This is a genomic window from Peribacillus sp. NPDC096622, from assembly GCF_044762665.1.
Taxonomy (GTDB): Bacteria; Bacillota; Bacilli; order Bacillales; family DSM-1321; genus Peribacillus; species Peribacillus frigoritolerans_B.
Genome location: NZ_JBIWES010000009.1, coordinates 198,767 through 213,411, shown reverse-complemented (window position 1 = coordinate 213,411; position 14,645 = coordinate 198,767). Strand labels below are relative to the sequence as shown.

Sequence of the window (14,645 nt, the reverse complement as noted above, 5' to 3'; positions counted from 1 at the left end):
CGGGAGTTTCTCGCTCTGGTTTTTATAACTACTTTTCTTCACAAGCTCAGGAAAGAAGAGAGCGAAGAGAAGAAAAAGACTTGATACTTAAAGAAAATATTTTAAATGCTTTTCATTTTAAACGCCGCAAAAAAGGTGCACGCCAGATTAAGATGACGTTAGAAGGACAGTTTCGAATTACATATAACTTGAAGCGAATCCGAAGGATTATGAGGAAATACAAGATTGTTTGTCCTATTAGAAGAACCAACCCTTATCAGAAGATGTTGAAAGCTACTCAAGAACACACCATTCTGCCGAACTTATTAAACCGAGAGTTTAAACAAGCAATTCCAGGAAAAGTATTACTTACTGATATTACATATTTATATTATGACAATAGACAAAAGGCTTATTTATCCACGATTAAAGATAGTTCAACGAATGAAATACTTGCCTTTAATGTGTCTAGCCGAATGACATTAGATTTAGCTACAGATACATTAGTAAAGTTAACGAAGAATAAACGAGTAAAGTTTGCCGAAGGGGCCTTTATTCACTCTGATCAAGGAGTACACTATACTAGTCCCACTTTTCAGAAACACGTAAAAAAACTAGGACTTGGGCAATCCATGTCTAGAAGAGGGAACTGTTGGGATAACGCTCCCCTAGAGTCCTTCTTTGGTCATTTCAAAGATGAAGCCTATATTAAACCTTGTAATACTATAGAAGAACTTAAAAAGGAAATAAGAAGTTATATGACGTACTATAACAATTTCAGATATCAATGGAACTTAAAGAAGATGACTCCTGTTCAATACAGAAATCACCTTCTCCAAGTGGCATAACCTTTTTTAAAAATGTCCTTTACATAGGGTACAGTTTAAAGACTGGCTAACCTTTTAATACGAAGGAGCATCGATATAGCACTCTATTACAATATTTTTTCATTTTCAAAGTTAGTATTCGACTCCACTTTCTTAGCCAATTTAAATTTATAGAATAATATACAGGCTACCAAAAATCCTATTCCATAAAACAGACCAACTCGTTGAGTAGGGTCAAAGGCAAGGAATACTAAAATCAGCAAACAAAAGCCTAAACAAAACAACGGGACAAATGGGTAAAATGGTACTATGTATTGTAAGTCTTCCGTTTTACCACCCGCTGTAATAAATTTCTTTCTAAACATATATTGTGATAAAGCAATTCCCATCCATGAGATCGTTACGGAAATACCAGCTATGGACATAAGTATCACGAACACAGTATCCGCCGCAATGAAGCTAGTCAATAACGAGAGAAGCGAAAAGCATATCGTAAAAAGAAGGGCATTCAAAGGCACTTTCCTTTTGGACAATAGACCAAACACCTTTGGCGCCATCCCATCATGGGCCATCGACCAAAGCAACCTTGTAGATGCATAAAGACATGAATTCCCCACTGAAAGAATGGCTGTCAAAATAATGAAATTCATGATACCTGCTGCATAAGGAATCCCCGCAATCTTCATCAAAGTTACAAAAGGACTTTCCAATAAACCTAATTCCGAAGAAGGGAATATGGCGGAAAGGATGATAATGGACGAAATGTAAAAAACGATGATTCTAAATAATACGTTTCGAATGGCTTTAGGGATGTTTTCTTCAGGTTTTTCACTTTCACCTGCCGCTATTCCTATTAGTTCTGAGCCTTGATAAGAAAATATTACATTCATCATTGTCACAAAGATAATTGTAATGCCGCCTGCCGGAAAAAGACCAGAAGGAGCCAAATTCTCGAAGAATGGGGTCGGACGATCAGATAAAGAGACAAAACCAAAGATACCTGCGATTCCAATCAAGATAAACAAAATCACTGCAACGATTTTTATTCCAGCGAACCAATATTCCGCCTCTGCAAAACCTCTTGTCGTTAATGCATTCAATGTAAATAAAAGCACTATGAACGCAGCACACCAAATCCAGGTAGGACTATGGGGGAACCATTGTTTCATCAATATTCCTGCTGCCGTAAATTCAACTCCTGCAGTTGCGGCTGAACCTACGAAATACATCCATCCTAGAGAGAAACCGGCAGAAGGCCCAATATATTCGGTAGCATACTTTTGGAATGATCCTGTAACCGGCATATGAACGGCTAGCTCGCCCAGGCAAACCATGACCATATACAAAATAAGACCGCCGGCTAGGTAACCGACCAAGGCACCTCCTGGCCCCGCTTGGTTAATTGTATAGCCTGCATTTAAAAAAAGGCCTGTACCAATTACGCCGCCAAGTGAAAGCATAAATAAATGGCGTCTTTTCATTGAGCGTTGCAGCTGATCATTATTCTCCAGTCCATACCCCATATAATCACGTCCTTATTTTATCTATTAAGCATATGCCTTCTCCCAAACCAACTTAGAACCTCAATGAAAGACAACTAAGCCCGCCATCTTGTTTTTGAAATTCTGACATTTCCACTTCAATCACTGTGTATCCCAAATCTTCAATTTTTTTCTTTGTACCCTCAAATCCTTTAGGGACAATAACGCAATCGTTCATTCTGACGCAGTTACCGGAATATTCTTCTTCCTGTTTTACGGTTATTTGATTGAAGCTAGTAAAAGCCTCGTGATTAATGAATTCCCCTGCCACTAATAAATTATTGTCTCCCAGGTAATTGACGCCCGTTTTTAAATGAAAGAATTTCTTAAGGGGAATGATGGTCGTGCCATAACCATATTTACCCATAATATCTTTGAACTGCAGAGCACCAGCTTCATTTGTTCTAGTTGAAAGGCCAACATAGAAGTGATCTTCAACTTGCATTACATCTCCGCCATCTAACATACCTGGAGATTGAATATATTCGATTGTGTCATAAAAGTCCTTTAAAACTTCTTTCATTTCATTAATCTCACCATTCCGGCTTTCTGCACCAGGATTGGTTACAAGGGCACACTTTGGCGTCAACACCGCGGTATCTTCCACAAACGTGGAATCAGGGTATCTCTCATCCGATTCGAGAACGGTCACTTTCACACCGCAGCGTTTTAATGCTTCTACATAAGCCTCGTGTTGTACAAGCGCTTTTTCATAATCCGGGTTTCCTAAATCCGATGTTGTTAATCCATTTACAAAACTTTTTCCAATCTTTCTTACAATCGCGTGATTAAACATATATATTCCTCCTGAATAGGTAGCTTATTTTTAAAAAATTCGGTAAATTGACCTTTTTACTGTTCAAGCAGCTGCTTAACTATGACAAAAGCGAGAGAAGAGGCAACCGAAAGCCTTTCTTAACTATAATGGGTGTCCCTTCTGAGCCCATGCTTTCTCAATTATTTTGATGACCGCATAATTTATCCGCTATTCCTACAAAATATCTTACTCCATACCCTAAAGCCTTCTCATCGATTTTAAATTTAGGATGGTGCAAAGGATAAGCTTTTCCAAACTCATTATCATGGACGCCTAGAAATTGCATGGAAGAGGGAACGATTTCGGAAAAAGCCGAAAAATCTTCTGTCCCAAACATAGGATCATCAACCTGGATGATATTATTTTCTTCAAAAATCCCCTCCATGACCGTTCTTGAAATATCAACGGCAGCTTTATCATTTACCACTGCTGGATACCCTAAATACCAAGTGACTTCACATTTTGCCCCATGTGCTTCTGAAATCCCCTTAACGATTTGCTCTAGATACTCCCTTGCTTTCACTCGGCTATCAGAGTCCAAGGAACGAATGGTGCCACCGATTTCTGCATATTCAGGTATGACATTGAGCGCACTTCCGGAATGGAACTGGGTGACTGAAATGACAGGTGTCCTAAGAGCTGAAATTTTTCTGGAAACGATATGTTGAATATTCGTCGTGATTTCTGCACCAATGATAAGCGGATCTACCGTTAATTCCGGAGTCGACGCATGACCGCCCTGACCAATAATTTTAATTTCAAAATCATCGGCTGCTGCACAAAATACCCCTTCCCTTAAACATATTGTTCCTGTTCGTTCATAAGGAGTAACATGCAGTGCGAATGCATAATCCACTCCTTCCATGACCCCTTTTTTCACCAATTCCTGAGCTCCTCCTGGCAGAACTTCTTCGGCGTGTTGGAAAATGAACCTGATTTCCCCATTAATTGCATCTTTTTTGCCAGAGAGGACTTTAGCAGCACCTAATAACATCGCAGCATGTGCATCATGTCCGCAAGCATGCATAACCCCAGGATTTATTGATTTATATTCAATATCTGCTTCCTCTTCAATCGGGAGTGCATCAATATCTGCACGAAAGGAAATGGTATTCGATTTTCGGGGTGATTTTTCAGCTCCTTTGAGAACCGCTAAAACGCTCGTTTCGGTAGGTCTTGTCACTTCTAATCCTGTAAAGGTTTTTAATTTCCTATAGATGAATTCGGAAGTCTGGTGCTCCTGATACGAGAGCTCCGGATTTTCATGAAAATGACGCCTCCATGAAATCACTTCATCCACAACTGTCTCCTCTATTGTCTTCATCATAAATGCCTCCTCCATCCAATAGTGCCAATATTCCGATTTTTAATCTTTAAAAAGGGCCATACTGTATGCTTTGAGCAATGATCAAAAAGATAATCGCTATCGCAACCTGAATCAAAAGATAGGGAAATACCCATTTTACCCATTTCGTAAATGATATGCCTGCCACTGCCAGTCCAGCCAATAGCACTCCAGAAGTCGGAAATATCATATTCGATATCCCATCCCCTAATTGGAAAGCTAAAACTGCCGTTTGTCTTGTCACACCCATTATATCCGCTAATGGAGCCATGATCGGCATCGTCAATGCTGCTTGTCCACTTCCGGATGGAACAATGAAGTTAAGGAATAATTGGACAATGAACATTCCGATTGCATTTATGGCGGGAGGAAGCTGCTCAACCAATCCTGCAGCATAATATAAAATAGTATCAAGCAATCCGCCACTTGTAATGATGACCAAGATTGTCTGCGCAACGCCTATTATCAATGCCCCTGAAACCATATCGCCTGCTCCCGAAATAAAACCATTAGCCATCTTTGACGGAGTTAAGCCTCCAATTAGGCCCATTATGATCCCGCTTAATAAAAACAAGCCGCCAATTTCACTTATATACCATCCTAATTTAATAACTCCATATACTAATAGAATGAAATTCACCAATAAAATAATTAAAGCAGCGCAATGTCTTTTGCTCATCCTAAAGTTTTTATCAAGGTGTGCATGTTCTTCACGCCTGAATTTCCCATACTCCCCCAGTTCAGGGTTTCTTTTAACCTTCATGGCATGGAAATAGATGTACAATACTGTAACGACATAAAACACCGCAAGAAGAGCGATTCGCAATCCCATTCCCGAATACATGGGCAATTCAGCAATGCTTTGGGCAACTCCAACATTAAATGGGTTCGTAATGCCCGAAATGAATCCAGTCGCCAATGTTCCAAGGATGACGATCGCAAAACCAGTAAGTGCATCAAAGCCTAATGCAATCGTCATCGGAACAATGATTGCGATATAAACTAATGCATCTTCAGCAGACCCGATCAGTGTCCCTAACGATGCGAAGATTAATACCATCAACGGAATAAGCAATTTCTCTTTTGTTCCGAATCGGACAGCCACAAACTTAATGAAAGAATCCAGTGCCCCTGTTGCCTGCATGATTCCCAGTGCTCCGCCAAACAAAAAGACGAACAAGATTATTGACGCTCCTTCAATCATCCCTGCGTGAATACTGCTGAACATTTCCAATAATCCCACTGGTGTTGATTCAACGAATTCAAAAGAAGCAGGATCGACTACACTTCGGCCATCCTTTTCAATTCTCTCATATTGGCCAGCTGGTAAGATATATGTTAAAACCGTCACTATTACAATTACGATAAACATTAATACAAAAGGATTAATCCCATTTTCCGGTAACTGTGTTAGTTGGTTAAGTGGCTTATTATTCGGATTAAGCGGCTCGGAAGTGATTTGACCACCAGGCAGGTCATTCATATAAATACCCCCAGTTAAAGTTTTATACTTTTAATCCAGTTCTCCTGTCGGACCATCACTTCTCTACCAAACACTTAAACATACTCTTTATTAACTTTTCCAGCATAACCGGCGTATGGACGAAGGCGCTATCGATGTGAAGGCGCTCAGTACGCTGGTGTGCATCCTTGCCGAACGGACCCACATTAAGTACGGGTGCCTGAAGTTTTTGCATATCGGCAAAAGGAATGCTGTAAGTATCGCCCCAGACTGGTGTATTTTTTTCAAAAGCCGTCCAGCCATCGGACTCATCACTATATTGAACATAGCTTAAATCGCAAAGGCCATTAAAATAATGAATTTGGCTGACTTCACAATCAAGCAAGCTGGCAGTTTCCTTCATTAATTTCACAGATTTGATGATCAGCGGATCATCGGACGTATTGACGGCTGGATAATATGGCGGTGCGAACAGCAATACAATGGCGGGTGAAAGCTCCTGACATTGTATCATCAATTTTTCAGCGATCCGCACTGATTTTTCCCGCTCATCCAAATCGGTGTTTCCTTTAACTTCACTCTTTATTTCCTCAACAAACCTCCCGCCAAATTTACCCTCGGCATATGAAAGTAACTTTTCATAGCGCAACACTTGTACTTCGCCTACACCTTCAATTTGTTCACGCAGACAAAGCTCTTTATAAGATTCATTGCATTTCATCGCTGCTTCGTTTGCAACCTGCTCGAATAGATCCATTATTTCTGCAGCTGTTCTTTTCATGATGAACACATTATAAAGCGCTGCTGCCCGATAAGGTGTCTGTGTTGAATATTGTAGTTTTAGATCTTTTTGCTGAAGCGATACTGGTAAAGGTGTTTCCTCGCCAAGGTCACTTTCCAGAAAAAGAGTGTTCCACTCCATGAGCTGCGTGAGGAACGAGGCTATATAGTTAGCCGTTATGCCCTTTAATGGCTCACCTACATGAGTTTCTTTCCCATAAAAAAGGGCAGCCGGCATGATTTTCCCCAAAGTTCCGGAATAAATATAATGTCTATTATCGCCCGGTTTCTGTGAAAAGGACGGTTCACTATTAAAAAACATTTTATAGGAAAGGTCATATTTATCACGTAAAGTCACAAGTTCTTTAACTGCAGCCCTCATTCCCGCAGAATTCACTTCCTCATCTGGAACCGTTAACAGCAGGAGATTGATCGGCCATTGTTCGATGCTTGCCTTTTCGATAATAGCCATATGAAGGGCAAGCCCCATTTTCATATCCATCGTTCCTCTGCCAAACAAGTACTTTCCTGATTCCAGATCAATGCGAGCTTCTTCCGGCAGTTCATCTTTCCTGTCATGAAGTTTTTTCGTGAGCTCCTCTGGTTGAAATGCAAGAGACTCAAGATCACCGTATTCTTCAGTATGAACCGTATCAAAATGGCTAATTAATACAACAGTCTCCTTGCTATCGGGATGATTATAAAAGGCATTGACAAAATTCCTTCCTAAATCTGCCTCGTGAAGCGATAAGTATGCCGGATTCCTTTTAAAATAATCAAGCTCCCTTAATTTCTCTTGTACCTTATAAGGGAACATCCGCTCCCCTGGTGTAAGAGAACGGCTTTCCCAGCTAACAAGTTCACACAACAAAGCACGGAGCGTTTCTGGAGTACCCCATAGTAATTGACTCATTCCAATCCCCCTTCATCATTATTTGCGCGCACCACCGGGCAGGTTAAACAGGTAGGACCGCCAGTGCCTTTGAAACTGATTTCAGTCCCTTTGTACTCATAAACTGTTGCTCCCGCATCAATAAGCCTTTGCTTCGTGTAAGCGTTCCCAGAAGATATCACGCAAACCCGCGGAGCGATGGCAAGCACATTACAACCCAAGTTCAAGTACTCATCAACCGGCACTTCGATAAGCTGAATGCCTCGTTCAATAAGCAGTTTTCTGAAAAAGACAGGCATAAGACGGGAATGAACTACCGCTAAATCATGGTCGACCATACTGATGAAAGACATAAGATGGAGACACTCTGCCTCTCCTTGATCATGCGGAAGCTGAACTACGATGAATTCATCCACCAGATGTGCGGTCATTTCCTTTAATTGCCGAATGGCTTCAGCGTTTGTACGATAACCATGTCCGACAACCAAGGTCTTATCATCAAGCCAAACGATATCACCGCCATCCGCGACCGCATCACCCGTTAAATACCCAATGATCGGGATGTTCTTTTCCTTACAAAATTCCTTGTATACATTCGCTTCAGGCTGCCTCGATTCTTTCCCGGACTTTAAAATGATGGCCCCTTGGCTTGTGAATTTGACCGGGTCATGCGCATATAAGGAATCAATGCCGACTACCGAAGATGCTGGCAAATAATCGATGTTTGGAACATATTTCTCCAAAATGGAAATAAAGTCACGATACTCCGTTAGCGCTTCGTTGAAATCTGGCTCTTCCAGAAAGTTGAAGTTCCGCCATGTTTGGCTTAAATGCTCTTGACTAATAAAAGCTTCTTTCGGATGTTTTACAATGACATGTTCCAATGGTTTGTACATGGACGAACAATAAGTCACTGCCTCCCCCTCCTTTTCCGCATATCGGAAAACGTTTCCGCTAATAGGAATTTTTCTTTTATTATAAATTTAGTTTTGTTATAATGTCAATATGTTTTAAATTTTCAAATAAATTAATACTTCATTTAACTTGGATTGAAAGATAGGTGGTTTGTTTATGCAATCAATTGACCGTGCAATGAACGTTATAAAGGTGCTGGTATCCAATTCATCGGAAAACTGGCTGTCAATTACGGAACTTTCCCAAGAATGTGATCTTCCTGTCAGCTCCATGCATCGTTTGTTAAAAGCAATGTCCTTGCATGGATTAATTCAACAGGACGGGCAATCCAAACAATATGGTTTGGGGAATATTTGGCTCGAATATGGTTTACGTATGTATGACAAAATGGATTATATTAGCCAAATAAGGCCTGAACTGGAAAGGCTGATGAACAAAGTGGAAGAAAGCGTCTATCTTAGCCAACCAGTCGGGATGGAATCACTCGTAATCGAAAGAATCGACAGTGAAAAAAGCCAAATCCGGGTTTATGACCAGCTTGGCTCACGAGTACCTATGCATATCGGCGCTGCCAATAAAGCGATGCTAGCCTATATGCCATATAATCAAACAAAAAAAATCGTGGATACTCTTCTGCCACCTCAAGAAAGAGCAGCTTTTTGGGATATATTGCAAGAGACTAAAATGAAGGGACATGGAATCAGTCACAGTGAAAGAACAGAGGGAACATGTTCTGTTGCCGTGCCGATATTGAACCATTTTGGGGAAGTTCACGGTGCGGTGAGCATTGGTTTTGTCAGCTTTAACCTGACAGATGAAAGACTTGATTTCCTCATTAAGAATGTGATGGAAACTGGCAATAGGGTTTCTGCAAAATTGGGGTATAGGGGAACATGAAAATAAGAGAGCAGTGGAGGGTTATCGGATAAGCCGAAAAAGAAGATGAATCATTTCATCTTCTTTTCGTTTATATATCAATCGCTGCCGGTCACGAATAAATCTTCCCTGAAATAGGCGAGGACCTCGCCGGCCACCACTGGTTCGCCCTCCAATACCTCCAATGATTCTATTTTCCCGCTTACACCAATATCAATGATTTCCACACTTCCATCTGCCTTCTTAACCTGAAATAATTGTTCCCATTCGTAAAATCTGGAGTTTTTGGATATTGAAATTTTTTCAATCCTGCCATCACAAGGGCTAAGAATCACATCGACGTACATTTATATCATTCCTTCCTTCAGTATTCTTCAAAATGAAATGGGGTTTGTAAAACTAACTTGAGAAAGTTTTGGAACTCAGATATATCTTCTTGTTCAATGCCAAGGGTCGGAGCCCAGTATTGATCTAAATTAATATCATTGGCACAAAGCAGGATCATTCTTCCGCTTTGCATGGAAGTCACCATTGCTTTACCGAAAAACTGGGCCGAATATACAATGGTCACATCATATCGATAATCTTGTGACAATAAGCAATAATGATGAATGGCCTGGTTTTCTTTACTTTCGGAAAGAATATCAAAATTCAACGGATTGCCTCCTTTCTTGTAAGCCCTAAATTCGTTCAGAACCTGACCCAGCCCCGAAGCTGGGATGCTTCTGCTATTTTGCGAATCCCTTCAATATATGCAGCCACTTTCATGTTCACGGAATATTTTTGGGAAGTATGGTAGACATTCAAAAAGCTGGCCGTTATCTTTTCCTTCAAACGTTCATCTACAAGCTCTTCCGTCCAGTAATAACCTTGGTTGTTCTGGCACCATTCAAAATACGAGACTATCACCCCTCCTGAATTCGCCAAAATATCCGGGACTAGCACTATACCTTTATCATCGAGAATTTTGATCGCTTCCTTTGTCGTCGGCCCATTTGCTGCTTCAATCAGGATTTCACATCTCAGTCGTTTTGCATTATCCTTATTCACCACTCCGCTAATAGCTGCGGGAATCAGCACATCACACTCTTTTTCCAATAATTCCTGATTGGATAATGAATCTTTGTATAAGTTCGAAACGACCCCAAAAGAGTCCCTGTTCTCCAAAAGGTAAGGAATGTCTAATCCATTCGGATCATATAAACCTCCAAGCTCATCCGCTATTCCGACAACTTTGGCCCCCATTTCATGTAAATACAATGCTAAATGACTGCCAACATTCCCGAATCCCTGGATGATTACCCGCATGCCTTCAATAGGAATCCCCTTTAAATCACATATCATTTGAAGTGTATATAATACTCCCTTGGAAGTGGCCTTTTCCCTGCCCTTCGATCCTCCTAATCTAAGAGGCTTTCCTGTAATGAAGCCTGGTGAATCGAATTCCCTGATGTGATCATATTCATCCAGCATCCAGGCCATGATTTGTGAATTCGTATACATATCAGGTGCCGGAATATCTTTTGTAGGGCCCACAATTTGACTTACTGCCCTGACATACCCTCTGCTTAATCGTTCAAGCTCAGATGAACTCATCTGTCTGGGATCACACACAATGCCGCCTTTTGCCCCTCCATATGGAAGATCGGTTATTCCGCATTTCAAGCTCATCCATCCGGCCAATGCCTTAACTTCTTCAGGAGTGACATCCGGGTGAAACCGAATCCCCCCTTTGGTAGGACCGGCTGCATCATTATGTTGAGCCCGATACCCTTGAAACATCCTTGTCTCTCCATTATCCATTTGAATAGGAATACAGACTTCCAGAAAACGCATTGGCGCTTTTAGAAAATCAAAAACTTGATCTGGATAGTCCAAAACTTCAATCGCTTCTTTTAAGATATCCTGGAATTCTTGCAGTGGATTATCCAATTGACGTTTTTCAATAACCTTAATTTTCTCTGTCATTTTAGCACCTCACTTTTATTCTTATTACTTATTAAGCAACTTTCATGCCAGCTTTGAGGATACAGTACGGATAGCAATACACCGCCATTTGATCACACATACAATCATCAGGATATATGTATTAATTCATAAGCAATTCAGGTTTGCATATGTAACAAGTGATGATTAAATACATAGAAAAAAACGCATCCTTTTAGGATGCGTCAGTCGGTGACAAACTAGATGACGCCTACTTTCGCTGTGATGAACTTAAAGAAGAAGGACAACTGGAGTTGGCAAAGGGGCCGAGGTCAACCATTCCCTATACCTGCTTCATTCAAATAAAAAACCAAAAAGGTTTTGGAATGAAACGATTCCAAAACCTTTTTGGCTACAAACTGACTCATTCTTATCGGATGAGTTTTTACTTGCAAAGTCTCATAGCTGAATTTCTTCAACTTGGTATTGGGGCGGAGCCTTCCGGAATGCCTTTGTGATATATAATAGATAACAAAAACCAATAATGAACCAACTTGTCCCCATTATTAGGGAACTTGCCTCAAGGTTGATCCATAGAATGCCAATTGCTATAGCTCCAATTAAAGGCATTATTAAGTATTGAATACACCCCTTTATCGTTCGGTGCTTCTTTTCCCGAATGATAAAATGGCTGATCACTGACAGATTTACAAAGGTAAATGCCATTAATGCACCAAAGTTGATCAGTGACGTGGCTGTCACTAGATCAAAGAATAAAGCCGACATTGAAATGACTCCAACTATGAGTACATTAATGGCTGGTGTTTTCCACTTAGGATGAATAAATCCAATCCATTTTTCCGGAAACACTTTATCACGCCCCATAACATACAAAAGACGGGAAACGCTGGCATGCGATGCTAGTCCCGAGGCTAGCGTATTGACGAAAGTCGTACAAAGAAAAATGGATTGAAATAGCTTCCCACCTACATAAAGGGCGATTTCCGGTAATGCAGCATCCGGTTCCTTAAAACGGGAAATATCCGGGAAAAAGAGCTGAATAAAGAAAGATGCGGTAATGAAGATGATTCCACCCCAAAGTGCAGTTAAAAATATCGCTTTTGGAATCGTTTTTTTCGGATCCGGCGTTTCCTCAGATAGTGTCGTTACCGCATCAAATCCCAAAAAGGAAAAACAAAGGATCGTGGCCCCGGTAATTATTGCCGAAAAGTCCATTCCTTCATTTACGAAAGGCGTTATCGTAAACACTTCTCCTGTACCTTCGCCATCATTCAACCCTTGGACAACAAGAATGATGAACACTGCCATGATGGCAATCTGAATTAAAACAAATAGCGCATTAAAGTTAGCAAGTACATTGACGCTCCGGAGATTGAGTATGGTGACGATTGCTACGAATAATACTACCCAAATCCATGTAGGAACTCCTGGAAATAATGCTGTCAGATAAATTTTGGTTAACAATGCATTTACCATAGGTAAAAACAAATAGTCTAACAGCGAAGACCATCCTACAAGGAATCCTAAATGCGGGTTCATGGCCTTTTGAGTATAAGTGTAAGCAGAACCTGCAGCAGGAAAAACCTTTACAAGTTTTCCATAGCTTGCAGCTGTAAAAAGCACCCCCAACAATGCAACGATATAGGCAGTCGGCACATGGCCGCCCGTAATCCCAGATACAATGCCAAATGTATCAAATACGACCATGGGTGTCATATATGCTAACCCCATCATAACGATTTGCCATAATTTCAGTGATCTTTTCAATGTAACTTCATTTTCCACCTATCATTCCTCCTTGAAACCGCTTTCAAACCAGTAGATTCAATTTCTTAACTAGAATAATCCCCATGCCTCCCTCTTTTTTAAAAGTTTTACCTGTATACCTTTATGCAAATTCCGTGCCATATGATTAAGGTTTACTTTGAAAAACGAAATAAGCCAAAAACGCTACTTAATTCCTGTATTTTTAACGGCAAATGATTGATTCATAGATATGATGTCTTTCAGCAACTCTTATTTGGCGATTCAATTCCCCATAAATTATTCTTCTTTGCATACCCCAAGCCAATGTTTTTGGTTAAACCCCTCATAAAATCACTTCCTGTAACTTGGCATGATAATTGCATAATAAATATTCTATAGGAATTCACCTATATGAGTTTCAAAACAATAATAGTTATAAGAAAATGGAGGAATAGAAAAAATGAAATATCCTTTATCCCCTGATGTAATGCCAGAGTTTTGTACCACCGGATCATTTATGCGCTTACCTTCTTCAAGAGAAAATGCCAAATTGGCAGTGATAGGTATGCCTTTTGATACAGCTGCTTCATTCAGGGTAGGAGCCCGGTTTGCTCCACAGGCAGTCCGCCAGGCATCGATGACGTTGTTTCCTTATCATCCCATTCACAAGGTATTTCCGTTTGACGAATGCAATGCAATTGATATTGGGGATGTTTCGGTGATTCCCCATAATATACATCGAAGCTATGAGTTAATTGAAAAAGCTATGGCAGACTTGATGAAAAACGGCATCATTCCAATAGGCATCGGAGGAGATCATTCAGTAACATTGGCTAATCTAAGAGCTGCCGCAAAAATACACGGTCCTGTTGCACTTCTTCATTTTGATTCACATACAGATACTTGGGATACTTATTATGATGAAAAATACTGGCATGGTTCCCCGTTTATCCGTGCATATGAGGAAGGCTTGCTCCAAACAGATAAAGTTTTCCAGATTGGCATAAGAGGTACGCTCAATCATCCAGGAGATATAGATTCCAGTACGGATCTAGGCTACAATGTAATAACTACGCCCGAGCTGAAGAAAAGAGGGATCGAAGACGTCGTGAAGGAAGTCAAGAAAACCATTGGGGATACGCCATGTTTCTTGACCTTTGATATTGATTTTGTCGATCCATCCTGTGCTCCTGGAACTGGCACCTTGGAGGTCGGCGGTCTAAATAGCTTTGAAACCCTGGAGATGATACGCTCACTGCAAGGATTCAACTTTATTGGGTTCGACCTGGTGGAAGTCCTCCCACCGTACGATCCAACACAAATTACATCACTATTGGCAGCCACCATCATTCATGACTTTGCCAGTTTAGTAGCCTTACGACTAAAAGAAGAACAAAAAAAGGAGAATTCAGCCGAAAAAAGTTTATAGGAGCAAACACCGACAATTAATGAAGGGACATTTCAGGTCCAAACTGTAATCGTTCAAAAGGCATCTGCTATCAGTGAAAGCAGATGCCT

General features: G+C 40.6%; 13 protein-coding genes. 3 read left to right on the top strand and 10 right to left on the bottom strand.

The genetic code is table 11. The features are described from left to right. Positions 1-827, top strand: an 827-nt coding sequence (locus ACIQYG_RS17405; RefSeq protein ID WP_402840238.1) for an IS3 family transposase, incomplete at its 5' end; no start/stop codon positions are given. 86 nt (positions 828-913) lie between these two features. Here the strand turns inward: ACIQYG_RS17405 and ACIQYG_RS17400 are convergent. The 6 genes from ACIQYG_RS17400 to ACIQYG_RS17375 all read right to left on the bottom strand — a co-directional run bounded on the left by ACIQYG_RS17400 (position 914) and on the right by ACIQYG_RS17375 (position 8,539). After that, on the bottom strand, positions 914-2,329 hold the full coding sequence (locus ACIQYG_RS17400) for an amino acid permease (RefSeq protein WP_402840235.1): 1,416 nt from the start codon (positions 2,327-2,329) through the stop codon (positions 914-916). Positions 2,330-2,381: 52 nt separating this feature from the next. Then, entirely contained in the window at positions 2,382-3,143 is a 762-nt protein-coding gene (locus tag ACIQYG_RS17395) for a dimethylarginine dimethylaminohydrolase family protein (RefSeq protein ID WP_402840234.1), read from the bottom strand. Between the two features lie 157 nt (positions 3,144-3,300). After that, positions 3,301-4,491 carry an amidohydrolase gene (locus ACIQYG_RS17390; RefSeq protein ID WP_402840231.1) on the bottom strand — a complete coding sequence of 397 codons (1,191 nt, stop codon included), beginning with the start codon at positions 4,489-4,491 and terminating at the stop codon, positions 3,301-3,303. Between the two features lie 46 nt (positions 4,492-4,537). Then, positions 4,538-5,881, bottom strand: coding sequence for a YfcC family protein (locus ACIQYG_RS17385; RefSeq protein ID WP_402840273.1), 1,344 nt, complete (start codon positions 5,879-5,881; stop codon positions 4,538-4,540). A 166-nt stretch (positions 5,882-6,047) separates the two neighbouring features. Beyond that, positions 6,048-7,664 carry a M20/M25/M40 family metallo-hydrolase gene (locus ACIQYG_RS17380; RefSeq protein ID WP_402840228.1) on the bottom strand — a complete coding sequence of 539 codons (1,617 nt, stop codon included), beginning with the start codon at positions 7,662-7,664 and terminating at the stop codon, positions 6,048-6,050. Further along, positions 7,661-8,539, bottom strand: a complete 879-nt coding sequence (locus ACIQYG_RS17375; RefSeq protein ID WP_402840271.1) for a dimethylarginine dimethylaminohydrolase family protein — start codon at positions 8,537-8,539, stop codon at positions 7,661-7,663. The genes ACIQYG_RS17380 and ACIQYG_RS17375 overlap by 4 nt, the downstream gene beginning before the upstream one ends. Positions 8,540-8,714: 175 nt before the next feature. Here ACIQYG_RS17375 and ACIQYG_RS17370 point away from each other — a divergent pair, with 175 nt between their 5' ends. Beyond that, positions 8,715-9,455, top strand: coding sequence for an IclR family transcriptional regulator (locus ACIQYG_RS17370; protein ID WP_402840226.1), 741 nt, complete (start codon positions 8,715-8,717; stop codon positions 9,453-9,455). Between the two features lie 77 nt (positions 9,456-9,532). Here ACIQYG_RS17370 and ACIQYG_RS17365 read toward each other — a convergent pair whose 3' ends face one another. From ACIQYG_RS17365 to ACIQYG_RS17350, 4 genes are all read right to left on the bottom strand, one after another. Continuing rightward, entirely contained in the window at positions 9,533-9,781 is a 249-nt protein-coding gene (locus ACIQYG_RS17365) for a biotin/lipoyl attachment domain-containing protein (RefSeq protein ID WP_402840224.1), read from the bottom strand. Positions 9,782-9,798: 17 nt separating this feature from the next. Further along, positions 9,799-10,089 (bottom strand): SAV0927 family protein, encoded by a 291-nt coding sequence (locus tag ACIQYG_RS17360; protein WP_402840221.1) that lies wholly within the window; start codon positions 10,087-10,089, stop codon positions 9,799-9,801. A gap of 35 nt (positions 10,090-10,124) precedes the next feature. Then, the gene (locus tag ACIQYG_RS17355) at positions 10,125-11,402 is read right to left on the bottom strand and encodes a Glu/Leu/Phe/Val family dehydrogenase (RefSeq protein WP_402840218.1); all 1,278 of its coding nucleotides are present in this window, start codon (positions 11,400-11,402) and stop codon (positions 10,125-10,127) included. Between the two features lie 417 nt (positions 11,403-11,819). Further along, a complete protein-coding gene (locus tag ACIQYG_RS17350; protein ID WP_402840215.1) occupies positions 11,820-13,166 on the bottom strand; it encodes an APC family permease in 1,347 nt (448 codons plus the stop codon). Positions 13,167-13,587: 421 nt separating this feature from the next. Here ACIQYG_RS17350 and speB point away from each other — a divergent pair, with 421 nt between their 5' ends. Then, on the top strand, positions 13,588-14,556 hold the full coding sequence (gene speB, locus ACIQYG_RS17345; protein WP_402840212.1) for an agmatinase: 969 nt from the start codon (positions 13,588-13,590) through the stop codon (positions 14,554-14,556). Positions 14,557-14,645: the final 89 nt, after the last annotated feature.